At 68.1% G+C, this 21174-nt stretch carries 23 protein-coding genes, 1 pseudogene and 1 riboswitch; of the genes and pseudogenes, 10 read left to right on the top strand and 14 right to left on the bottom strand.

Translation table 11 applies throughout. From position 1 onward, the window contains the following. Nucleotides 1-4 precede the first annotated feature (4 nt). A complete protein-coding gene (soxR, locus tag PSR88_RS00850; RefSeq protein ID WP_009472730.1) occupies nucleotides 5-445 on the top strand; it encodes a redox-sensitive transcriptional activator SoxR in 441 nt (146 codons plus the stop codon). A 170-nt stretch (nucleotides 446-615) separates the two neighbouring features. After that, nucleotides 616-918, top strand: a complete 303-nt coding sequence (locus tag PSR88_RS00845) for a hypothetical protein (protein WP_009472729.1) — start codon at nucleotides 616-618, stop codon at nucleotides 916-918. A gap of 53 nt (nucleotides 919-971) precedes the next feature. On the opposite strand, the gene PSR88_RS00840 is transcribed toward PSR88_RS00845, so the two are convergent. The 4 genes and pseudogenes from PSR88_RS00840 to PSR88_RS00825 form a co-directional block, all read right to left on the bottom strand. Next, entirely contained in the window at nucleotides 972-1166 is a 195-nt protein-coding gene (locus tag PSR88_RS00840; RefSeq protein ID WP_005246414.1) for a hypothetical protein, read from the bottom strand. A gap of 69 nt (nucleotides 1167-1235) precedes the next feature. Next, entirely contained in the window at nucleotides 1236-1697 is a 462-nt protein-coding gene (locus PSR88_RS00835) for an RrF2 family transcriptional regulator (protein ID WP_011593492.1), read from the bottom strand. 59 nt (nucleotides 1698-1756) lie between these two features. Then, the gene (locus PSR88_RS00830) at nucleotides 1757-2506 is read right to left on the bottom strand and encodes an SDR family oxidoreductase (protein WP_009472727.1); all 750 of its coding nucleotides are present in this window, start codon (nucleotides 2504-2506) and stop codon (nucleotides 1757-1759) included. Nucleotides 2507-2652: 146 nt separating this feature from the next. Beyond that, nucleotides 2653-2811: pseudogene (locus PSR88_RS00825) on the bottom strand (hydroxyquinol 1,2-dioxygenase); the annotation flags it as partial. Between the two features lie 77 nt (nucleotides 2812-2888). On the opposite strand from PSR88_RS00825, the gene PSR88_RS00820 reads away from it, so the two are divergent. Together PSR88_RS00820 and PSR88_RS00815 are read left to right on the top strand one after the other, a co-directional pair. Next, nucleotides 2889-3143, top strand: coding sequence for an ester cyclase (locus PSR88_RS00820; RefSeq protein WP_237724178.1), 255 nt, complete (start codon nucleotides 2889-2891; stop codon nucleotides 3141-3143). Between the two features lie 356 nt (nucleotides 3144-3499). Then, nucleotides 3500-3820 carry a hypothetical protein gene (locus PSR88_RS00815; RefSeq protein ID WP_009472723.1) on the top strand — a complete coding sequence of 107 codons (321 nt, stop codon included), beginning with the start codon at nucleotides 3500-3502 and terminating at the stop codon, nucleotides 3818-3820. 164 nt (nucleotides 3821-3984) lie between these two features. On the opposite strand, the gene bla is transcribed toward PSR88_RS00815, so the two are convergent. Further along, nucleotides 3985-4938: a class A beta-lactamase gene (gene bla, locus PSR88_RS00810; protein ID WP_016884203.1), complete on the bottom strand. Its 954-nt coding sequence runs from the start codon at nucleotides 4936-4938 to the stop codon at nucleotides 3985-3987. Between the two features lie 147 nt (nucleotides 4939-5085). Between bla and PSR88_RS00805 the strand changes: the two genes are divergently transcribed. Next, nucleotides 5086-5979: a LysR family transcriptional regulator gene (locus PSR88_RS00805; protein WP_029539643.1), complete on the top strand. Its 894-nt coding sequence runs from the start codon at nucleotides 5086-5088 to the stop codon at nucleotides 5977-5979. Then, nucleotides 5976-6887 (top strand): serine hydrolase, encoded by a 912-nt coding sequence (locus tag PSR88_RS00800; protein ID WP_016884205.1) that lies wholly within the window; start codon nucleotides 5976-5978, stop codon nucleotides 6885-6887. The genes PSR88_RS00805 and PSR88_RS00800 overlap by 4 nt, the downstream gene beginning before the upstream one ends. 5 nt (nucleotides 6888-6892) lie before the next feature. Here PSR88_RS00800 and PSR88_RS00795 read toward each other — a convergent pair whose 3' ends face one another. Genes PSR88_RS00795 through cobG form a run of 3 tightly spaced genes read right to left on the bottom strand, consistent with a single transcriptional unit; the run spans nucleotide 6893 to nucleotide 10176 of the window. Beyond that, nucleotides 6893-8395 carry a precorrin-2 C(20)-methyltransferase gene (locus PSR88_RS00795; protein WP_016884206.1) on the bottom strand — a complete coding sequence of 501 codons (1503 nt, stop codon included), beginning with the start codon at nucleotides 8393-8395 and terminating at the stop codon, nucleotides 6893-6895. Beyond that, complete coding sequence (locus tag PSR88_RS00790) at nucleotides 8392-9018, bottom strand: precorrin-8X methylmutase (protein WP_009472718.1); 627 nt, start codon at nucleotides 9016-9018, stop codon at nucleotides 8392-8394. The genes PSR88_RS00795 and PSR88_RS00790 overlap by 4 nt, the downstream gene beginning before the upstream one ends. A gap of 24 nt (nucleotides 9019-9042) precedes the next feature. After that, nucleotides 9043-10176, bottom strand: coding sequence for a precorrin-3B synthase (gene cobG, locus PSR88_RS00785; protein WP_011593486.1), 1134 nt, complete (start codon nucleotides 10174-10176; stop codon nucleotides 9043-9045). Between the two features lie 6 nt (nucleotides 10177-10182). Next, a riboswitch (cobalamin riboswitch) is annotated at nucleotides 10183-10326 on the top strand. A 55-nt stretch (nucleotides 10327-10381) separates the two neighbouring features. Between cobG and cobN the strand changes: the two genes are divergently transcribed. The 3 genes from cobN (at nucleotide 10382) to PSR88_RS00770 (ending at nucleotide 14826) form a co-directional block, all read left to right on the top strand. Beyond that, the gene (gene cobN, locus PSR88_RS00780; protein ID WP_016884207.1) at nucleotides 10382-13984 is read left to right on the top strand and encodes a cobaltochelatase subunit CobN; all 3603 of its coding nucleotides are present in this window, start codon (nucleotides 10382-10384) and stop codon (nucleotides 13982-13984) included. Nucleotides 13985-14016: 32 nt separating this feature from the next. Further along, entirely contained in the window at nucleotides 14017-14418 is a 402-nt protein-coding gene (locus PSR88_RS00775; protein ID WP_009472714.1) for a PPOX class F420-dependent oxidoreductase, read from the top strand. Nucleotides 14419-14616: 198 nt separating this feature from the next. Beyond that, nucleotides 14617-14826, top strand: a complete 210-nt coding sequence (locus tag PSR88_RS00770) for a hypothetical protein (protein WP_237724179.1) — start codon at nucleotides 14617-14619, stop codon at nucleotides 14824-14826. 58 nt (nucleotides 14827-14884) lie between these two features. Here PSR88_RS00770 and PSR88_RS00765 read toward each other — a convergent pair whose 3' ends face one another. Further along, complete coding sequence (locus tag PSR88_RS00765) at nucleotides 14885-15469, bottom strand: TetR/AcrR family transcriptional regulator (protein WP_016884209.1); 585 nt, start codon at nucleotides 15467-15469, stop codon at nucleotides 14885-14887. A gap of 126 nt (nucleotides 15470-15595) precedes the next feature. On the opposite strand from PSR88_RS00765, the gene PSR88_RS00760 reads away from it, so the two are divergent. After that, on the top strand, nucleotides 15596-16735 hold the full coding sequence (locus tag PSR88_RS00760; protein WP_016884210.1) for a DUF418 domain-containing protein: 1140 nt from the start codon (nucleotides 15596-15598) through the stop codon (nucleotides 16733-16735). Here the strand turns inward: PSR88_RS00760 and PSR88_RS00755 are convergent. The 5 genes from PSR88_RS00755 to PSR88_RS00735 form a co-directional block, all read right to left on the bottom strand. Next, complete coding sequence (locus tag PSR88_RS00755) at nucleotides 16704-17051, bottom strand: ANTAR domain-containing protein (protein ID WP_009472710.1); 348 nt, start codon at nucleotides 17049-17051, stop codon at nucleotides 16704-16706. The two genes, PSR88_RS00760 and PSR88_RS00755, sit on opposite strands and share 32 nt — an antisense overlap. Continuing rightward, entirely contained in the window at nucleotides 17048-17254 is a 207-nt protein-coding gene (locus PSR88_RS00750) for a hypothetical protein (RefSeq protein WP_011593480.1), read from the bottom strand. The genes PSR88_RS00755 and PSR88_RS00750 overlap by 4 nt, the downstream gene beginning before the upstream one ends. A gap of 218 nt (nucleotides 17255-17472) precedes the next feature. Then, a complete protein-coding gene (locus PSR88_RS00745; RefSeq protein ID WP_016884211.1) occupies nucleotides 17473-18834 on the bottom strand; it encodes a metallopeptidase TldD-related protein in 1362 nt (453 codons plus the stop codon). After that, nucleotides 18831-20351 (bottom strand): TldD/PmbA family protein, encoded by a 1521-nt coding sequence (locus PSR88_RS00740; RefSeq protein WP_029539644.1) that lies wholly within the window; start codon nucleotides 20349-20351, stop codon nucleotides 18831-18833. The genes PSR88_RS00745 and PSR88_RS00740 overlap by 4 nt, the downstream gene beginning before the upstream one ends. A 22-nt stretch (nucleotides 20352-20373) precedes the next feature. After that, entirely contained in the window at nucleotides 20374-21141 is a 768-nt protein-coding gene (locus PSR88_RS00735; protein ID WP_011593477.1) for a TSUP family transporter, read from the bottom strand. Between the last annotated feature and the right edge of the window lie 33 nt (nucleotides 21142-21174).

Here is a 21174-nt window from a genome sequence, read left to right as displayed (position 1 = left end):
TGTGATGTCATTGGATCCGAAGGATCTGCTGTCGGTGGGGGAGGTGTCCCGTCGGACCGGTGTGGCCGTCTCGGCGCTCCATTACTACGAGCAGCTCGGACTGATCGCGTCGACGCGGACGTCCGGGAATCAACGCCGGTACGAACGGCACATGCTCCGGCGGATCTCGCTGATCGTGGTGGCCAAACGGCTCGGGATTCCACTGGCCGACGTGGGAGCGGTGTTCGAGACGCTCCCGGCCGACCGGATGCCGTCGATCCGCGACTGGCAGCGCGTATCGAAGCTGTGGCGGGTGCAGCTCGAGGATCAGCGCAAGCGTATTGAGCGTCTCGAACACGAGCTCACCGGATGCATCGGGTGTGGTTGCCTGTCGATGAAGGCGTGCTATCTGCTCAATCCCGAAGACCAACTCGCCGTGGAAGGTTCGGGTCCGAACCGGCTCTGAACACCCGATCCCGGACGTCGGTATGTCGCGATCGATCTCCGTAAGGGTGGGGTGATTCCATCCCAGGGGTGCCGCGAAGCCCCCCGAGGGTTGGTTCAGTTCGGGCGCTGGAGTGGGCAGAGTTGTACCTGTCAACGAAGCACTATCCGACCATCCCTTGGAGATACTGAATGATCAACGCCCGCCGCACCATTGCCGCTGTCGCCTTCGCTGCTCTTCCCGTCCTGAGTGCCTTCGGGGCGGCGTCCGTTGCGCATGCCGAGCCGATCGGCCCGAACGGGCCCACCGGTGGCCCGTGCCCGATCGTGAACACGGACTCGCAGGGCAACGAGACAGTGACGTATGGCAAGCCCGGAGACCGCAACGGCGCCCTGGTGTGCGGTGCGGACGGGGAATGGACGGTGGGCAAGGCCGGCGGTTTCAAGGGCGGTCCCGGACAGATTCAGACTCAGCCCGGACTCTCACGCGGGTGAGCAGGGCATGACCCCGCTGGGCCGAACGCTCCCGGCGAGCATTGACGGACGGGTCAGAGGTATTCGTGGCGGTGTCCGCATTCGAGGCCGTCCGGCGCCGATCGTGGGCATCGATTCATGCAGTGGAAGACGCGATACCGCTTACCCGGGGGCAGTGACGCGAAGCCCGCATGAGCGTCCTTGATCTCGTATCCGATCGGACCGCGGCAGAACGAACAGGTCTTGGTCTCGTCGGTTCCGGTCTCCATCCATCGATCGTAGGGCGGTTCACGGTGGGGGAAGTCAGGAATCTCGCGTTCCGTCTGCCGCGGGTGACCTCAGGTCGTAGACGTCGCCAAGATGTGTTTGAGGACGGTGAGGTCTATCGTTGCGCCGAGGTCGGCGATCGTCACACTCGATAGTGATGCGCGCCAAGCCTGTTCGGCACCGGCCATGACTTTCGCGATGCCGCACGCGGAGCGGCACTGCTCTGGAGGGGCGGCGAGCACTCCTTGCCTGCGGATCTCGGTGCACCGAAAGGCGGGCTCGGTTCCGTCGACGGCCTGGACGACGTCGAGGACGGTGATGGCCTCGGGTGCGCGGGTCAGGACGTATCCGCCATCGCGCCCCTCGGTGGGGTGGACGAGGCCGGCACGTGCGAGCGACTGTAGATGCTTGGCGAGGTAGGTCTTCGACACACCGTGCAGTTCGGCCAGCCGGGCCGTGGGTACCGGGCTCTCGGCCTGGCTGAGAACCACGCAGCAGTGAAGTGCCCACTCCACGCCGCCGGAAAGCTTCATGGTCACGACTCTATCCACGCCCCTGTGTCGGTGTTGTGGGGTGGTACTGCATCATCGTGTCAGGCGTGTTCGCGCAACCACTCGTCCAGCGTGGTCGGTGCGATCCAGGCATTGGCGCCGGGTGTCGGTGTGATCGCAGCGTCATCGAGCTTGGCGCCGAAATAGCCGGCGTCGGGGTCGGTGGTCACGGTCCGCTGGTCGCCGGTCGCCGCGAACAGCCGTCGAACGAGTGCATCGATGCCGAGCGGTTCCGGCCCGGCAATCTCGATCGTGCCGTCGAGCGGGGCGCCGACGGCGACTTCGGCTACCCGGGTGACGACGTCGTGCGAGGCGATCGGCTGAAGGTGTGCCGGGGTCGCATGAACCGTGTCGCCGACAGTGCCTGCGTCGGCGATACCGGCGATGAACTCGAAGAACTGCGTCGACCGCACGATCGAGTAGGGGATGGGGCCGGACTTGACCAGATCCTCCTGGGCGACTTTGGCGCGCATGTATCCGGAGTCGGGGAGCCGGTCGGCGCCGACGATGGACAGGACGACATGGTGCCGGACGCCTGCCGCCTCTTCGGCGGCGAGCAGGTGGTTCGTCGATTCGCGGAAAAAAGCCAGGACGTCGTCGTCTTCCCATGACGGCGAGTTGGTCAGGTCCACGACGACGTCGGCGTCCTCCACAGCCTCCGCGACGCCCTTGCCGGTGGTGGTGTCGATGCCGTCGCCGCGACCGAGTGCAGCGACGTCGTGACCGGTCTCGGTCAGCTTTGATGCGACCTGACTCCCGATCAGTCCGGTTCCGAAAATGACGATCTTCATACCCGTCTCCTAACGTGGATTTATATTGTCCGAGTTTACTCGGATGGTAGGTGTCCGAGTCAAGGGTTGTGTACGTTCCGTGCGCCGGGCCGGGGTAGGCCTCCTCGTCCTTCGTGGCAGAGCTATGCATGCACCGACGGCGAGAATCAAATCTGTTCTGGTGCATGGACTATGTCGAGCCCGCATCGAGACCAATGCCGGTCGCCGATGCGGCGCCCATCGGGGATGGGTGTCCCTGGGGGTTGCTCCACGAAGTTCTTGATCAGCGAGTCCTTCACACCGAACACGCTGTCCCCGCGTTCGAGTTACGGGTCGCCCCACCGCCCCGCGGACGTCGCAAAGCTCTACGCTCCGCTATGTCGGCACCGCGATATCGCAACCGGTGCGGACCATCGCACACCGGAGAAGATCGCCGCCGGTCTCGAACCTTGATGACACGCTCATCGATGGCAACCGTGCGGCGGTGACCTACGCACTATCCGGCCACTTGAATGGCCGCCTGGGCCCGTACGAGCCGAAAGGGCGGAGTGTGCACCTGGCCGGAGTGCAGATGCTGGAAGTGAAAGGCAACCGCATCATTACCAGCACCGACTATGGGGACGGTGGTGCGCTTCATCGCCAGCTGAGCACGTCGTGAACCTTCAATGCGACTTCAGCCCTTCCTCTTTCGGATGATCGCCGTCGACTCCTGGGCCTTCGCCCGCTTCTCCGCCCGGCGCTCCTTGAGTGCGCGTGCGGACTGTTCGAACTCTTGACGGCGGATTTGTCAGCCATTGTCGCTCCATCTTCGGAAGTGGCAACCACGAACTGATCCCGACCATACCCAGGAAAGTGGATAAGTCCACTTCGGTATCCGACTCGAACGTGGTGCCGAGCTGGAAGCATCCTTCCGTGAGATCCCAAGAACCGCAGGAACGCTCACGAACTTGCTTATTCCTGGGCGGTGGCTATGGTGCATGCAAGCATCAACGGCATCTACCGGAGGACTGAAATGTGAATGCAGCTACCGATCGTCAATGGGCGGTTCGTGACGCTGTTCTGCGTTGGCTTCTCGCGAAGACCACGGAAGGGTACCGAAGTCCGATTCTGGACGCGGATGCCATCGGTGAGACCGTTGGCTGGGCGCCCGCGCCCCTGACCCGGGACGAAGTGGCCGATGCGTCGAATTACCTCTACCGGGAAGGGTATGTGACAGGGGTGCCGGTGATGGGTATCGGCATTCCGCGCCCGATGTTGACGGTGGCCGGGCGGCGCGTCGCCAAGACGGAAAGGCCGCTGCGCCGGGCGATGCGCGGTCACGACGTCGTGAGCTAGCGGCAGTTCGCTCCGCACCTCGACGCACCAGCTAGTGGGTCACCTGTGCAGTCGAGAGCGAGGTTTGGTACGGGTGCACGAGACTGCCGTCGCCCGTAGCCTTCGGCGGCGGGGGAGTCGGGCCGTCACAGGTCGGCCGGCTCCCCGCGCCTTGCTCAGATGGCTCACGGCGCAGTCAAGCCTTCGATGACGGCCGCGGTGGTGTCGGCGATCGCCTGGTTGTTTCCCTGCGCGTCCTGCTGATTGGTGAGGCTGTCGGTGAGGATGGCGAGGACGAGGGGTGCGCCGTCCGGACTCCACGCGACACCGGCATCGTTGGCGGTGCCGAACCCGCCGCCACCGGTCTTGTCGGCGGCAGTCCACCCGGTCGGCAGACCGGCGCGCATTCGCTTGTCCGACGTCTTGCTCGCCCGCATCCACTCGAGAAGCTGATCGCGGCTCGCCGTGTCGAGGGCATCTCCGAGGAGCAGCGCCCGGAAACCCTGCGCGAGGCCGTTCGGTGTCGTCGTGTCCCGGGGGTCGTCGCGGAATGCGGTGTTGAGTTCGGTCTCCCACCGGTCCAGCCGTGTGCCCCCATCGCCGACGTCCCGGGCGAGGGCGGTGATCGCCTGCGGCCCGCCGATCTCCCGGAGCAGGTAGTTCCCGGCGGTGTTGTCGCTCTGCGTCAACGCGGCTTCGGCGATCTGCCCCAACGTCATCGGGGCGCCGACCGCTGCGGCGGTGACCGGCGAGTTCTCGACGAGGTCGCCGGATTCGATCACGACCGTCTTGTCGAGTGACGTCGACCCGTCCTCGGTCTTGCGCAGAACCGCCGCGGATGCGTAGGCCTTGAACGTGGAGCACATCGCGAACCGTTCGTCACCCCGGTGGCTGTAGACCTCGCCGGTCGCGGGATTGACGGCCGTCACTCCGATCCGCGTGGAGTACTGCGCCTCCAGGGCGTCGATCGTCGCGTCGAGGGACCGGCGATCCGATATCGCGGCCACCGATGTGGTGGGCTGGGCTTGCTCCGCGGTGGCCGTGCACGCCCCGAGCAGCAAGGGCAGAGCCAGCGCGAGGGCGACGGCACCTCGGCGACCGGTGCGCCTGGGCTTCGGATGATTTCGGTGGGTGGACATGGATCCAATGTCGGATGCGGACACTCATAGCGCAAAGACGAAAGCGGCGTCATCGCGAGTCGGGCGCGCTATCACCCCAGTTCAGGGCAACGTTTTGTGCCCGGGAAACGATGGCGTCGCGAGATGGGGGCGGCCGGAACTGATTCAATGGTCGCCATGGATCTGCTCCGCCACCTCAGTTTCTTTGTCGCCGTTGCGGAGGAGGGACATTTCGGCAACGCCGCATCCAGGCTCGGGATGACGCAGCCGCCGCTGTCACAGGGAGTGCGGCGGCTCGAACAGCGACTCGGCGCGGAGCTGGTCCATCGCAGTGCCCGCGGAATCGGACTCACCGACGCCGGACGCCAATTGCTTCCGCGTGCGCGACTTCTCGTCGCCGACGCCGCCCGATTCGAGGACGAGGCGCACCGCATCGCCGGCGGTCGCGACGCGGTGGTGCGATGGGGTGTCCCGCACTCGGTAGCCGACGGTGTGGTGGTGCGGTGTGTCCGTGCCCTCCGCGACGCGGACGAGACCCGGCCCACCCGGGTGGTGACGACCACGGCGTCCACCACCGAACTCGTGGACGCCGTCCGCACGGGCAGTCTCGACGTCGCCGTGGTCGAGCATCCCGCTCTGCTCACCGGTCTCGACAGCGGGCCGGTGCTGAAGCTTCGGCGGTGGGTGGTGGTGCCGGACGACCACCCGGCGGCGGTCGCGAAGAAGGCACAGGTCCGGATGCTGCGCGGGCTGGCGTTGGCCACCGGTCCACGCTCGGACAATCCGCCTGCCCACGACCTGTTCGTCGACCTGTGGCGGGCCCGAGGGCTGGACCCGGACATCGTGGTCGCACCGGGTCCGCGCGAAATTATCACGCACGTGGCCGCAGGCGGTCATTTCGGCGTGACGGCGACGGCACCGACGGTGATGCCGGGTGTGGCCTGGGTCGATCTGCTGCGCGAAGACCTCGCGCTGCGCGTGCGCATCGTCTGGCGCTCGGGGACCGACGTGGCACCGTCCGCTGCCGCCCTCGACCGGGTGCTGCTGAGGGCCGGTCGATGACGCCGTCGGCGGCGAAGCGGATCCGTGACGTCTTCGCCGACGCCGGGTGCACCGGATGGCTGCACGCTCGCCGCGTCGGGACCCCGACCGGCGGCGACGCGGGTGACATCGCGGTCGGCGCGGACGATCTCGTGGTGCTGGCATCGGTCTACAAGCTTCCGCTACTCGTCGCCCTGTGCCGCGCTTTCGAATCGGGGGAGTTGTCGCCGACCGCGTCCGTCCGGGTCAATCCGGCCGACTGCACCCCGGGACCGACCGGGGTGTCGACGTTCCGTGATCCGGTGGTGCTGAGCTGGCGGGATCTGGCACTGTCGATGATGACCGTGTCCGACAACGCCGCCGCCGACCTCGTCCTCGGGCAGGTGGGACTGGCGAGCGTCGAGCGCACACTGTCCGAGCTGGGCATGACGAGCACGCGCATCATCGGCGGCACAGCGGATGCGCACCGCAGTCTGGTGATCGACGCCCATGCGCACACCACCGCCGAAGCATTCGCGGCGCTGGCCGACAACGACGAGGCGTGGACGGTATCCGCCTACGACCCGTCGTATGCGAGCGCGACGACACCGCGGGAGATGACTTTGCTTCTCGACGCGATCTGGACCGGAAGGGCGGTGCCCGGGCCGCAGGGCGAGTTCGTCCGGCACGTGATGTCCGCGCAGATCTGGCAGCACCGCATCCGGTCCGGGTTCCCGTATTCCGAGGTGGACGTCGCCGGGAAGACCGGGACCATCGGCGCCATCCGCAACGAGGTGGCCGTCGTGACGTTTCCCGGTGAGACGCCCGTCGCGGTCGCCGTCTTCACCCGCGCCGCCCGAACCGACCCCGTACTACCGGTGGTCGACGCCGCGATCGGGCACGCCGCCCGGATCGCGGTGACCGAACTCCGCTCCGGCCGCGTGGACTGAGGTACTCAGCCCGGATAACGCCGGGGCGTGAACACCCTGGTCCCGTGTTCGTTCTCGACCACGGTCGTCATGGAGGAGCCCACGATGAGCAGGCACCGCATGTCGATCTCGGCCGGGTCGAGGTCCGCGAGCCGCACGACCCGCACCGACTCCTGCGCGCCGGCCACGTCGCGGCCGATGATCACCGGGGTGTCGGGGGAGCGGTGCTCGAGGACCAGGTCGCGCATCGCGGCGACCTGCCAGGTGCGTGACTTCGACGCCGGGTTGTAGACGGCGAAGGCCATGTCGGCGCTTGCGACCGCCGAGATGCGCTGCGCCACCACGTCCCACGGCTTGAGCCGGTCCGACAGCGACAGGACGGCGTAGTCGTGGCCGAGGGGTGCGCCGACCCGGCTCGCGACAGCGTTCGCGGCGGTCATGCCGGGCAGGACACGCACGGGGACGCCGCGCCACTGCTCCTCGGCCGCTACTTCCAGCACCGCGGCGGCCATCGCGAACACACCCGGGTCACCGGACGACACGACGGCGACGCGGGACCCGTTCTTCGCCAGGTCGAGTGCCATCGCGGCGCGTTCGGCCTCGACGCGGTTGTCGCTGGAGTGACGGCGCTGGCCGGGACGTTCGGGGACCCGGTCGATGTAGGGGCCGTAGCCGACGAGATCGGTGGCGAGCGACAGTTCGTGCTGCACTTCCGGTGTCGTCCAGGCCTGGTCGCCGGGACCGAGCCCGACGACGACGAGTTCGCCCTGCGGTGCCGTGTCGTCGCGGCGGGCGTTCGACGGGCTGGGCACGATGGCGATCGAGAAGTAGGGGACGTCGCTGTCCGAGACGTCGTCGGCGGCGTCGATCTTCTGCCGGGTCGTGCTGGCCCGCTCGACGTACCACGTCTCGTCGATGCGGCCGGAGTCCTTCAACGCCTGCCGGACGGCCGGGTAGGTGCGTCCGAGCTTCAGGATGGCGGCGGCGTCGGTCTCCCGCAGGCGCCGCGTCAGCTCGCCGGGCGGCAGCGTTCCGGGCAGGACGGTCAGAATTTCCTCGCCCTCGACCAGCGGCATCGCCAGTGCGGCGGAGGCGGCGCTGATCGACGTGACCCCGGGAACGACCTCCGCCTCGAAGCGAGGCACCAACCTCTTGTGCATGTGCATGTACGAGCTGTAGAACAGCGGGTCGCCCGCCGCGAGGAGCGCGACCGAACGGCCGGCGTCGAGGTGGGCGGCGAGTCGCTGCGACGCCTCCTCGTAGAACTCGTCCATCGCCCCCTGGTAGCCGCCGGGATGGTCGACGGTCTCGGTGGTGACGGGGTAGACGAGGTGCTCCTCGATCTGGCCTTCACGCAGGTACGGCGCCGCGACCGCGCGGGAGATGCTCTTGCCGTGCCGGGCGCTGTGGAACGCCACCACATCGGCCTCGGCGATGACCCGCGCGGCCTTCACCGTCACCAGTTCCGGGTCACCCGGTCCGATGCCGACGCCCCACAGTTTGCCGGTCACGCGCTCTTCGAAGCTCATTCGACCTCGCTCGCAATCGCATTCAGCGCCGCAGCCGTGATGGCACTGCCACCCCGGCGGCCGCGGACCACCAGATAGTCGAGTCCGCTCGGGTGCTCGATCAACGCTTCCTTCGACTCCGCGGCACCGATGAAACCGACCGGACCGCCCACGATCGCGGCGGGCCGGGGTGCACCGGATTCGATCATGTCCAGCAGGTAGAACAATGCGGTCGGGGCGTTGCCGATCGCGACGACGGCACCCTCGAGTTTGCTGCCCCACAATTCGAGCGCGGCCGCCGAGCGGGTGTTCCCGATCTGCTCCGCCAGCACCGGGACCCGGGGGTCGCGCAGCGTGCAGAGCACCTCGTTGTCCGCGGGGAGACGCTTCCGGGTCACGCCTGCCGCCACCATCTGCGCGTCGCACAGGATCGGGGCGCCGCCCGCCAGCGCCGCGCGGGCGGCCTTCACGACGCCGGGGGTGAACGCGACGTCGTCCACGAGGTCGACCTGACCGCTCGCGTGGATCATGCGGACCACGGCCTGCGAGACGTCCTCGGGAAAGGCACTGAGATCCGCCTCGGAACGGATCGTGGCGAAGGACTGGCGGTAGATCTCCGCGCCGTCTCGGATGTACTCGATCATTCGCTCACGATAGAGGCACCGCGGTCACGGCTCCTCCACCCGGTAACCCGTCTCCGTGGCAACGACGTCGGCGACCTCACCCTTGGGCCGCCCGCAGCACCGCTCGCAGCCCGACCAGTGCTGCCTGCCCTCCACCGGGAGTTCGCCGCGCGCGACGGCATCCCGCGCGTCGGACCGCACGTCGGCGAGTGCCTTCTCGCATCCGGGCTGCCCGGTGCAGGCACTGACGTTCAGCCAGGGGGAGTTCTCGTCGAAGATCAGGCCCATCGGGGCGAGGACCCGGACGACCTGCTCGGCGGACCACTCGTCGAGATCGCACAGCAGCACCGATTTCCACGGCGTGACGATCACCGGTTTCTCGACGGCGGCGAGGAACTCGGCCAGCCGGGCGTCGAGGATCCCGAACGCGAGACCGCCGCCGAGGGTCACGTTGCCGTCCGGTTGGTCGAGCCACCCGATCGGCGGCCGATGCTCGTCGAACCCGTACACCGGGTCGGCGGTCGGAGCCAGCGTCAATGCCGACAGGGTTCGTTCGACCCCGTCGGCGATCTCGGACAGCCGCCAGTGCTGATCGCGCAGCTCCAGGAAGACGCGGGCGGCGTCGAGGAGCACCTTCACCGATTCCGTCGTCGTGATCCGGGCGCCGCTGTCGCGACCGGCGAGAACCAGGGCGACCTCCGTCTCGCTCACCGCATGGACACCGAAATCGCCGCCGAGCGCCGAGACGTCGCCGCGCCCGTCGTCGAGGGTGAACAGGGTGCGGCCGGGCAGGTCCGCCAACGCGGAGTCCGCGCACAACGTCCGGTCGAGTTCGTCGACCAGATCCCGCAGGTCCGCGAGTCCACCGATCCGGCCGGTCAGCGGCGAGACGAGGATGTTGCGGACCCGTTCGTGCGTCTCCGACGGCAGGAGACCCGCGTCGGCGAGGCGGCGCGCGAATTCCTGCGGGTCGCGGACCGCCCGCAACTGCGCATTGCCGCGGGAGGTCAGTTCGATCTCGCCGTTCCCGAGGTCACGGGCCGATTCCGCGAGGGTCTGAAGCTGGGTGGAGGTCAGCACGCCTCCTGGGAGGCGCACGCGTGCGAGCGCACCGTCCGCGGCCTGGTGGACCTGCAGCGCGCCGGGGCATGCATCGGGGCGGGAACGGGAGTCGACCATGGTCCCAGGTTACGTCCGGCCCCGGGTAGCATCTCCAGCACTTGCGACAGCAGGAGAGGAAGCCGGTGAAAATCCGGCGCGGTCGCGCCACTGTGAGCTCGCCGAAACCGGTGGGCGAGCCAGACCCTCACCTGCCGTCCTCCGACCTACGGTTCCGCACAGAACCACTGCCACGGGGCGCGACACCCCCAGGAAGGCTCCACACGTGATCCTGCTGCTCTCCACCTCCGACACCGACCTGCTCAGCGCACGCGCCAGCGGGGCGGACTACCGCTGGGCCAACCCGGCACGGCTGCTGGTCGAGGAGGATCTGCCGGGACTGCTCGACGGCGCCGACCTGGTCGTGGTTCGCATCCTCGGCGGCCGCCGGGCCTGGGAAGAGGGCCTCGACGCGGTCCTGGCCAGCGGGCTGCCCGTGGTGGTCCTCGGCGGCGAGCACGCCCCGGACGCCGAGCTGATGGAGTGCTCGACGGTCACCGCCGGTGTGTCGGCGGAGGCGCACAACTATCTGGCCGAGGGTGGCGCCGACAACCTCGGCCAGCTGCACCACTTCCTGTCGGACACCGTGCTGCTGACCGGTCACGGTTTCGAGGCGCCGGTCCACCTGCCGAGCTGGGGTGTCGCGCCGTTCGCTCCCGCTGTGAACCCGGAGCGCCCCACGATCGCCGTTCTCTACTACCGCGCCCAGCACCTGGCCGGGAACACCCGCTACATCGAGGCACTGTGCGACGCCGTCGACGCGGCGGGCGGCACTCCGCTGCCGATCTTCTGCGCGTCGCTGCGTACCGCCGAACCGCAGTTGCTGAACACGTTGCGCCGGGCGGACGCGATGGTGGTCACCGTGCTCGCCGCCGGCGGCACCAAGCCGGCCGGAGTCTCGGCCGGTGGCGACGACGAGGCGTGGGACGTCGCCGCACTGGCCGCGCTGGACGTGCCGATCCTGCAGGGCCTGTGCCTGACCAGCAGTCGTGAGTCGTGGGAGTCCAACGACGACGGATTGTCACCGCTCGACGTCGCCACCCAGGTCGCGGTCCCCGAGTTCGACGGTCGGCTGATCACGGTGCCGTTCTCGTTCAAGGAGATCGACGCCGACGGTCTCTCCACCTACGTTCCGGACGCAGAGCGCGCCTCCCGGGTGGCGGGGATCGCCGTCCGGCACGCCCGACTCCGGCACATCCCCGCATCCGACCGCCGGATCGCTCTGATGCTGTCGGCGTACCCGACGAAGCACGCCCGCATCGGCAACGCCGTCGGTCTCGACACCCCGGCCAGTGCGATCCGGTTGCTCACCGAGATGCGGGCCGCTGGATACGACCTCGGCCCGGTCGACGGGCCGGATTCCGTGCCGGGTCTCGCGGCCCAGGACGGCGACGCGCTGATCCATGCCCTCATCGCCGCCGGCGGACAGGACCCGGACTGGCTGACCGCGGAGCAGCTCGAGGGCAACCCGATCCGGATCTCCGCCGCCCGCTACCGCGAGTGGTTCTCGGCGCTGCCCGCGGAACTGCGCGAGGGCGTCGAGGACCATTGGGGTCCGGCGCCGGGCGAACTGTACGTCGACCGCTCACAGGATCCTGCCGGTGAAATCGTCATCGCCGCAATGCAGTTCGGAAATCTCGTGCTGATGGTGCAGCCGCCGCGCGGATTCGGGGAGAAGCCGGTGGCGATCTACCACGACCCGGACCTGCCGCCGAGCCACCACTACCTCGCCGCCTACCGGTGGATCGCCGCGGACGCCGCCGCCGGCGGTTTCGGCGCCGACGCCGTCGTCCACCTCGGCAAGCACGGAAACCTCGAATGGCTGCCCGGCAAGACACTCGGCATGTCCGCGTCGTGCGGCACCGACGCCGCGCTCGGCGACCTGCCGCTGATCTACCCGTTCCTGGTCAACGATCCGGGCGAGGGCACGCAGGCCAAGCGCCGCGCCCATGCGACGCTCGTCGATCACCTGATCCCGCCGATGGCCCGCGCCGAGAGCTACGGCGACATCTCACGACTCGAACAGCTCCTCGACGAGCACTCGAACATCTCCGCGCTCGACCCGTCCAAGCTGCCGGCCATTCGCCAGCAGATCTGGACGCTGATGCGCGCCGCCAAGATGGACCACGACCTCGGACTCGAGGAGCGGCCCGACGAGGACGTGTTCGACGACATGCTGCTGCACGTCGACGGCTGGCTGTGCGAGATCAAGGACGTCCAGATCCGTGACGGCCTCCACATCCTCGGTGCGGCCCCCCGCGACGACGCCGAGGTCGAACTGGTGCTCGCGATGCTGCGCGCCCGGCAGATGTGGGGCGGCGAACAGAACGTGCCCGGACTCCGCGAGGCGCTCGGCCTCAGCGAGGACGGCGACGAATCCCGCACCCGCGTAGACGACATCGAGCAGCAGGCGCACGCACTGGTGCAGGGGATGCACGACGCCGACTGGGAACCGGACGCCGCCGACACCCTCACCGACGATGCCACCGTCGCGAAGATTCTCCGTTTCGCCGCCACCGAGGTGGTGCCCCGGCTTCGCGAGACCGACAACGAGATCGCCCAGGTGCTGCACGCGCTCGACGGCGGATTCATCGCCGCCGGGCCGAGCGGTTCGCCGCTGCGCGGGCTGATCAACGTGCTCCCGACGGGCCGAAACTTCTACTCCGTCGACCCGAAGGCCGTGCCGTCCCGGCTCGCCTGGGAAACCGGCCAGGCGATGGCCGAATCGTTGCTGGACCGGTACAAGTCCGATCACGGGGAGTGGCCCCGCTCGGTGGGCCTGTCCGTGTGGGGCACGTCCGCGATGCGCACCTCCGGCGACGACATCGCCGAGGTCTTCGCGCTCCTCGGTGTGCGCCCGGTGTGGGACGAGGCGAGCCGCCGCGTGGTGAACCTCGAGGTGATCGACCTCGAGGAGCTCGGCCGGCCGCGCATCGACGTGACGGTCCGGATCAGCGGCTTCTTCCGTGACGCGTTCCCGCACGTCCTGGCGCTGCTCGACGACGCCGTCCGGCTCGTCGCCGCGTTGGACGAACCGGCGGAGAGCAACTTCGTGCGCGCACATGCCCAGGCGGACCTCGCCGAGCACGGCGACGAACGGCGCGCGACCACCCGCATCTTCGGGTCGAAGCCGGGCACCTACGGGGCCGGACTGCTGCAGCTGATCGACTCCAAGAGCTGGCGCGGCGACGCCGACCTCGCCGACGTGTACACCACGTGGGGTGGTTTCGCGTACGGCCGCGGACTCGACGGCGCACCCGCCGCCGACGACATGCGGACCGCATACCGTCGAATCACCGTGGCGGCCAAGAACACCGACACCCGCGAACACGACATCGCCGACGCCGACGACTACTTCCAGTACCACGGCGGAATGGTCGCGACCGTGCGGGCGCTCACCGGAAAGTCGCCCGAGGCGTACATCGGCGACAGCACCCGTCCCGAGTCGGTGCGCACCCGAACCCTGTCGGAGGAGACGTCCCGGGTGTTCCGCGCCCGCGTCGTGAACCCGCGGTGGCTCGAGGCGATGCGCCGCCACGGCTACAAGGGTGCGTTCGAGATGGCGGCCACCGTCGACTACCTGTTCGGATACGACGCCACCACCAATGTCGTCGCCGACTGGATGTACGAGAAGCTCGCCGAGTCGTACGTGCTGGACGACCAGAACCGCAAGTTCATGGAACAGTCCAACCCGTGGGCCCTGCACGGCATCGCCGAACGCCTGCTCGAGGCGGCCGAGCGGGACATGTGGGAGCACCCCGAGCAGCAGACCCTCGACGGCCTGCGGCAGGTGTATCTCGAGACCGAAGGCGAACTCGAAGGGGACTGACCCACCGCCCGGGCTTCGCAGTTCGGTCTAGCATGGGGCCGGTGACCACAGAATTCGACCGGGTGTCGTCCGCGAAGTATGTCCTGCTCACCACGTTTCGGAAAGACGGCACCCCGGTGGCGACGCCGCTGTGGGCCGCCGCCGACGGTGACCGTCTGTTGATGTGGACGGTCACCGACTCCTACAAGGTCAAACGCATCCGCCGCAACCCGGAAGTGACGGTGGCCGCATGCGATGCTCGCGGCAAGCCGAAGGGGCCCGAGGTTCCTGCCCGCGCCGTCATCCTCGACGCTGCCGACACCGATCACACGCGGGACGTGATCGCCCGAAAGTACGGCATCCTCGGTTGGCTCACGATGAAGGGCAGCCTCCTGCGCCGAGGAAAGACCGGCACCATCGGGCTCGCCGTGACGGCCGACGACCGGCGTGGGTGATCGGACGTTCGAGGGTGGATTGGACGCGCCCACCCTGGGTCACCTTCCTCACCCTGGGGTGAGGGAAGGTGACCCGAGGGGCCTGGCGGCGTGCGGGTGCGGGGATCACGGTGGGTATGTCCCGTAGACGGGAGTATCACCATGAACCACCACATCGCCCTGCGTCGCCGCGTTGACCGATCCATGCGATCGCGGCGCGTGAACATCCCACGCCGGGACGCACACGCCGTCGTCATCGCCGGACTGCTCGCGTCCCGCGTCCTCGCGGACTACTTCGGTACGGTCACGATTCACGAGAAGGATCACCTGGCCGACAACGCCGTTCACAGCATCAGGAAGCGCGGCGACCTCATCGCGAGCCGTACATTCGACGACGGCGTCGTCTGGCTCCGCTACCGGCCCGCGTGATGAGGGGCGGGTCGGCTTCTCGCGGAACGGGTATGTGGCACCGCATCTCGGTGAACGGTCAGAGGAGTGTGCGGAGATGCTCGGCGATCATGCGCCGAGCGGTGTCCGGGGTGTCGGTATCGCCGAGCAGAACGTGCATCGCCGCGCCGTCGACAAGTGCGTGCAGGCGCATCGCCTCGGCGTCGACGTCGATGTCCGGCGCGATCAAGCCCCGTTGAGCGAGGCCGGTCAGGATCGCGGCGCATGCACCACGGAGCTGCCATTGGGCGTCGAGGGCGATGTCTTTCAGTAGGGGATGGGCGGGGCTTTCCGCGACGAGGGCCAGGTTCACTTCCATTTCGCAGCGTCGGCGGTCGTCGAGGGGGAGTACCTCGTCCAGCACTGCGAGGGCACGCTGCCACGGGTCGGTGATCGACGCGTGGGCCTGTGCTCGTTCGCGGACACGCGTTGCGACGAGCCGCATCGAATAGGCGAGGAGTTCGGCCTTGCTGGCGAACACGTGTCGGAGCGATCCGCTCGAGATTCCGGCCTCCGCGGCGACATCCCGGACGGACACGGCGCCGATGCCCTCGCGTTGGATCACCCGCCACACGGCCTCGGCGATCTCCTGCTGCCTTCGGTCGTGGTCGATGAGCTTCGGCACCCTCCCATGCTAGCACGGCCGTGTTAGCATGGACACTTGTTGGCACGATCGTACTAACAAGTACTGGAGGGCTGAAGGCATGACGTCGCAACTGTCGAGTTCCACCGCTACGCCGCGCTCGACGTCATGCGCGATGCGGCCATCGTGGGAACCCTCGCCACCAACATCTGGATCTTCACCAACGTCGAGGGTCTGGTGGGGTATGTCAACGGCACCGGACGTGCCACCGGCGGATGGGCCCCGGTGCAGGCGATTCTGCAGCAGTTCGCGCAGGGCAAGTTCCTCGGCCTGCTCACCATCATGTTCGGCATCGGACTGGTCATCCAGCAGCGCTCCGCGCAGCGACGTGGCGCTCGGTGGCCGGGCGGCTACCCGTGGCGCGCGGGGCTGCTGATGCTCGACGGAGCGCTACATTTTCTGCTGTTCACCGAGTTCGACGTGCTGACCGGCTACGCCCTCACCGGATTGATCGTCGCCTTAATCCTGACCACAGGCATAAGCGTGCAACGCGTCTGGGTGGCGTGCGCGGTGACCGTCCACGCGGCGATGCTGGGCCTCGTCGTCGCGGCATTGTCCTCGGCGCCCACGCGGGAGCCGCGGCCACCGTCACCGAACCCCTATGCGGACGGCAGTTTCTGGGATCTCGTCATCTTCCGCGCCGACCACGTGTTGCTGTTCCGGCTCGAGGTGCTGTTCATCCTGCCGCTGTCGATCGCCCTGTTCCTCGTCGGCGCCCACCTCTACGGTGCGCGCGTCCTCGATCCGGACCGTGGCGCCTTGCGCCGCCACCTGATGGTCGCGGGCCTGGCGATCGCACTTCCGCTGGACTTCGCACTCGGATTATTCGGCGGAGACGCAGGCCTGATCCTCGGAAGGTACGGGACCGCTCCGGTGGTGGCGCTGGGACTACTCGCCGCGATCGCACACTTCTACTCTGGCGGGAGCGAACCCGGCCCGGCCGGTCGGGCGCTCTCGGGAGTGGGCCGCACTGCGCTCAGTTGCTATGTGCTGCAGAACATCCTGTGCTCGGTCGTCTGCTACGGCTGGGGATTCGGCCTCGCGGTCCGGTTGGGCGGCGCCACCGTCGTGCCGGCGACGGTCGCACTGTTCGGTGCGGTCTCGGCAACCCTGATCGTCGTGTCACGCCTGTGGTTGCGGCGGTTCGATCGGGGGCCGCTCGAGTGGCTCACGCACCGGGGCTACCAGCGTCTCATCCGGGCGGACAGGGACGGTGTCACCGCGCCAGCAGCGTCGTCCATTCCTTGAACTCGAGGGCGTACGACGGTGCGGGCGTCGTCACGGACGGGCACGGCTGTCGCCGAGTCGCCAACTCCACCAACGACTTAGCTGCCCGCATCACACTGACGTGATGATGTCGGGAGACGTCGAGTAACTCCTCGAACGCCTCGGCATCGCCGTAACCGCGGGTGGCGATGAGAATGCCTTTCGCGGTGGCGAGAACCTCGCGTCCGTCGGGGTGACGGTGCGGAATCGAATGTGCGGGCGGTGCGGTTTCGAGTACGTCGTTCGACACGGTGATCTCCTGGATTGTGGTGCTTCGCTGATGTCTGGGCGCGGTCATACCGCCGCCACCATCAGGGCCGTCGCGAGGACGACGATCAGTCCTCCCGTCGCGGCGGCGAGAACCGAACCGGTGATGATGCCGATTCCGGTGGCGCAGACGAGGCAGACGAACGTCGTCAGCGCCACGTCGGCGAGAGCGAACCGTCTCGTGACCTTGGTGTGGCCGTGGAGCAGGTCGCGGGTGGTGGTATCGGAGTGCATGAAACCTCCTGGTCAGACGGGCAAGGGACGTACTCGGCGCATGCGCCGGCCACGCGGCGCTACGGTGAGTTTCGGCCCCGTTCTCTGGAGACCTGAATATGACATGCGCGGCGAAACGGCTCTGGAGTGAGGAATCTCATATGCGCGATGTCTGCAGCATTTATAACGGAAACTGCACGGGCTGTCACCTAGACGAGCGTCCGCATAGAATCCGCCCCTCAGAGCGCCTTGCTGACGGACGACATGTGGAAGTCCGGGACGCGCAACGCCGGCATCGCGGTTCGGGTGAACCAGTCCTTCCATTCCCGGGGCAGCGTCCGCTCGGTGGCACCGGCCTGGGTGACCCTCCGCAACAGGTCGAGGGGGCTCTCGTTGAACCGGAAGTTGTTCACGGCGCCCGTGACCTTCCCGTTCTCGACGAGGTAGACGCCGTCCCGCGTCAATCCCGTGAGCAGCAGGGTGGCGGGGTCGACCTCCCGGATGTACCAGAGGGTGGTCAGCAGCAGCCCTCGTTCGGTCTCGGCCACCATCTGCTCGAGTGACACCGAACCGCCGGCGTCGAGGATCAGGTTGTCGCCGGGCGCGGTCACGTCGGCGCCGAACTCCTTCGCCGCAGCCCGCGGGTACGCGAGCGCATTGACGGTCCCGTCGCGGATCCAGTCGACCCGGCCCGCGTCCATCCCGTTGTCGAAGACGGACACCGATTCGGACGACGACCCGGTGACGACGAACGGCGTGCATTCCAGGCCGAGCGCGGCCGGATCGGAATAGAGGGTGAGGGGCAGCGCACTCAGCTTCTCCCCGATACGGGTGCCCCCGGGCGCCGACAGGGCGGAATGCCCTTCTTCGGCGGCCCGGCCCTCCATCGTCCACATGAGGTAGATCATGAGGTCCGCGACCGCGGACGGCGGCAGGATCGTCTCGTAACGGCCCGCGGGCAGCTCCACCCGGTTGCGTGCCCAGTCGAGGCGCGTGGACAGGTCCTGGAGCAACTTCACGCTGGCCACATCCGTGAAGTCCTTGGTGCTGGTGCCCACCCAGGCGCTGGCATCGCCGCGTTTGCCGTTGATCTCCACCGATCCGGTCGGCTGGGCGAATCGGCGCCGGATTCCGGTCGACGTGCCCAGCCACGTGGTGTGCAGCTGGTGGTGGGCGAAGCCGTAGAGCTGGTCGCTGCCGTCGAAGCCCATGCTCAGATCCTGGGCGAGCTGTTCGAACGCGCCGATCTCGGTGCGCTCCGCCGAGTCGTCCCACCGCTCATCGGCGTCGGTTCCGGTGAGTAGCGGCATCGCGTCCGATGCGGGTGTGGCTGCGCGGGCGGCGATTTCGGCCGAGCGGACCACACCGTCGATGTCGGCGGCGTCGACGGAGGCGGACGTGACGATGCCGACCTTCGCGTCCTCGCCGGCCCGGACGATCGAGATGACGGTCCAGCTGCGCGATGTGGACACGCCGTTGGTGGTCATCGAGTTGCCTGCCCATCGCAGCGACGCCTCGCTGGCATCGGTGACGATCACGATGGTTTCGTCCACGGTGGCCCGGGCGAGGACCTGCTCGACGAGTTGCTGCGGTGCGATCATCGGCCGCCTTCTGTCCGAGTGTTCAGTACGTTGACGCCGCGGAAGAGTGCCGACGGGCAGCCGTGGCTGACGGCCGCGACCTGGCCGGGCTGCGCCTTGCCGCAGTTGAAGGCGCCGCCGAGCTGCCACGTGGAGCGGCCGCCGACGGCGTCCATCGAACCCCAGAAGTCCGTGGTCGTCGCCTGGTACGCGACGTCGCGGAGTTGGCCGTCGAGCTTCCCGCCGCGGATGCGGTAGAACCGCTGACCGGTGAACTGGAAGTTGTAGCGCTGCATGTCGATCGACCAGGACTTGTCGCCGACCACATAGATGCCGTCCTCCACATCGGAGATCAGGTCGTCGGTGCTGCGGTCGGCGTCGGGGTCGGGCTGCAACGACACGTTGGCCATTCGCTGAATGGGGACGTGGTGCGGCGAGTCGGCATACGAGCAGCCGTTGGAACGCTCCAGCCCGAGCCGGGGCGCGAACGCCCGGTCGAGCTGGTAGCCGACGAGAATCCCGTCGGCAACCAGGTCCCAGGACTGGGTTTCGACGCCTTCGTCGTCGTAGCCGATCGTGGCGAGACCGTGCCGCTCGGTCCGGTCCGCGGTCACGTGCATGATCGGCGTCCCGTAGCGCAGCGTGCCGAGCTTGTCGGGGGTGGCGAACGACGTGCCGGCGTACGCGGCCTCGTAGCCGATGGCGCGGTCGTACTCGGTGGCGTGCCCGATGGATTCGTGGATGGTCAGCCACAGGTTGGTCGGGTCGATCACCAGGTCGGTGGGACCGGGTACCACGGTGGGGGCCTTCACCTTCTCGGCCAGCAGGTCCGGGATCCGGGCGAGTTCGTCGGTCCAGTTCCACACCCCGTCGCCGGCAACGTATTCCCATCCGCGGCCGACGGGCGGAGCGAGGGTGCGCATCGTCTCGAACACACCGGCCGACTGGTCGACGGTGGTGGCCTCGAGTTGCGGATGCAGCCGCACCCGCTGCTGCACGATGGACGATCCGGCGAGATCGGCGTAGAACGTCTGCTCCTTCACCTGCAGGCATCCGGCAGTGACGTGGTCGACACCGTCGGATGCGAGGAGCCTGCGGGAGTATTCACCGAGCAGCGAGATCTTGTCGGAGGCGGGAACTTCGAACGGATCGACGTCGTAATCGGACACCCAGCGGACGTCCGTGTGCACCGGTTCGGCGGCGAGTTCGACGTGCTCACGGTTCAGTCCACGCAGCGCCCGGGCGACCGCGACGGCCTGTTCCGCCGTCGCGGCGGCGGTCGCCGGCGTCAGCTCGGCATGCGACGCGAAACCCCAGGTGCCGTCGACGACGACACGCACCGCGAAGCCGAGTTCGCTGGTGTCCACCGCCGACTGCACTTCGCCGTCGCGCAGCCGCAGCGACTGGCTGGTCAGCCGATGCACCCGCAGGTCGGCGTGCGACGCGCCCGCCGCGCGGGCAGCGGCGAGTGCCGCGTCCGCCAGCGAACGCAGGGGGAGGGCAAGGAATTCCGGATCAACCTGTCGTGGAGCCGTCACCTGGACCACCGTAGTCGGTCGCTCAGCCGAATTGCTGCCAACCCAACCGGATCACCATCGCGATCACCACGATCAGCAGGGTGATCCGGACGAATCCGGCGCCCTTGCTCAGTGCCATCCGCGAGCCGATGACCGCGCCGATCACGTTGCAGACCGCCATACCCAGGCCGAGTGCCCACAGCACGTGACCGGTGGCGGCGAAGAACACCAGCGCACCGAGATTCGATCCCAGATTGATCACCTTCGCCATCGCCGCACTGCGCACGAATTCCGTGCCGAGGAACGTGGCGAAGCTGATGATGAGGAATGTGCCGGTGCCCGGCCCGAACAGTCCGTCGTAGAAACCGAGGAGCCCGGCAGACAGCAGGACGACCGCGACGACCTTCCGCCGTGTCGGCGGATCCTTTGCCAGCGTGGTCCCGAGCTGCGGACGGATCGTCACGAAGACGGCAACGCCGACGAGCACCGCCATGATGAGCGGGATGAAGACGTCCTTGTCGATGCGCGACACCGTTGCCGCGCCGAGCGCGGATGCCACCGCCGCGAGCAGGCCCGCGGGAACCAGCAACCGCCAGTTCATGGGGATCCGGCGCGCGAACGTGACGACGGCGGCGGAGGTGCCGGTGAATGCGGTGAGCTTGTTGGTGGCCAGCGCCGCCTGCGGCGTCAGCTGCGGTGCGACGAGAAACAGCGCGGGAATGAGGATCAGTCCGCCGCCGCCGACGACGGCGTCCACCCACCCGGCGGCCGTCGCGGCGGTGAGAAGAAGCGCCCAGTCACCCACATTCATGGTGCAGACTCAACCACACCCACCCCGAGGTAC

Source organism: Rhodococcus sp. DK176, assembly GCF_038447315.2.
Lineage (GTDB): Bacteria > Actinomycetota > Actinomycetes > Mycobacteriales > Mycobacteriaceae > Rhodococcus_F > Rhodococcus_F jostii_A.
The sequence above is the reverse complement of the archived record's forward strand: the minus strand, read 5'-3'. Positions and strand labels throughout refer to the sequence as shown.

Bases quoted from the DNA above. Each gene is read 5' to 3' on its own strand.
- soxR (WP_009472730.1), top strand. From the start codon at position 5: ATGTCATTGGATCCGAAGGATCTGCTGTCGGTGGGGGAGGTGTCCCGT.
- PSR88_RS00845 (WP_009472729.1), top strand. From the start codon at position 616: ATGATCAACGCCCGCCGCACCATTGCCGCTGTCGCCTTCGCTGCTCTT.
- PSR88_RS00840 (WP_005246414.1), bottom strand. From the start codon at position 1,166: ATGGAGACCGGAACCGACGAGACCAAGACCTGTTCGTTCTGCCGCGGT.
- PSR88_RS00835 (WP_011593492.1), bottom strand. From the start codon at position 1,697: ATGAAGCTTTCCGGCGGCGTGGAGTGGGCACTTCACTGCTGCGTGGTT.
- PSR88_RS00830 (WP_009472727.1), bottom strand. From the start codon at position 2,506: ATGAAGATCGTCATTTTCGGAACCGGACTGATCGGGAGTCAGGTCGCA.
- bla (WP_016884203.1), bottom strand. From the start codon at position 4,938: ATGTCCACCCACCGAAATCATCCGAAGCCCAGGCGCACCGGTCGCCGA.
- PSR88_RS00805 (WP_029539643.1), top strand. From the start codon at position 5,086: ATGGTCGCCATGGATCTGCTCCGCCACCTCAGTTTCTTTGTCGCCGTT.
- PSR88_RS00800 (WP_016884205.1), top strand. From the start codon at position 5,976: ATGACGCCGTCGGCGGCGAAGCGGATCCGTGACGTCTTCGCCGACGCC.
- PSR88_RS00795 (WP_016884206.1), bottom strand. From the start codon at position 8,395: ATGAGCTTCGAAGAGCGCGTGACCGGCAAACTGTGGGGCGTCGGCATC.
- PSR88_RS00790 (WP_009472718.1), bottom strand. From the start codon at position 9,018: ATGATCGAGTACATCCGAGACGGCGCGGAGATCTACCGCCAGTCCTTC.
- cobG (WP_011593486.1), bottom strand. From the start codon at position 10,176: ATGGTCGACTCCCGTTCCCGCCCCGATGCATGCCCCGGCGCGCTGCAG.
- PSR88_RS00775 (WP_009472714.1), top strand. From the start codon at position 14,017: ATGGGGCCGGTGACCACAGAATTCGACCGGGTGTCGTCCGCGAAGTAT.
- PSR88_RS00760 (WP_016884210.1), top strand. From the start codon at position 15,596: ATGCGCGATGCGGCCATCGTGGGAACCCTCGCCACCAACATCTGGATC.
- PSR88_RS00755 (WP_009472710.1), bottom strand. From the start codon at position 17,051: ATGACCGCGCCCAGACATCAGCGAAGCACCACAATCCAGGAGATCACC.
- PSR88_RS00750 (WP_011593480.1), bottom strand. From the start codon at position 17,254: ATGCACTCCGATACCACCACCCGCGACCTGCTCCACGGCCACACCAAG.
- PSR88_RS00745 (WP_016884211.1), bottom strand. From the start codon at position 18,834: ATGATCGCACCGCAGCAACTCGTCGAGCAGGTCCTCGCCCGGGCCACC.
- PSR88_RS00735 (WP_011593477.1), bottom strand. From the start codon at position 21,141: ATGAATGTGGGTGACTGGGCGCTTCTTCTCACCGCCGCGACGGCCGCC.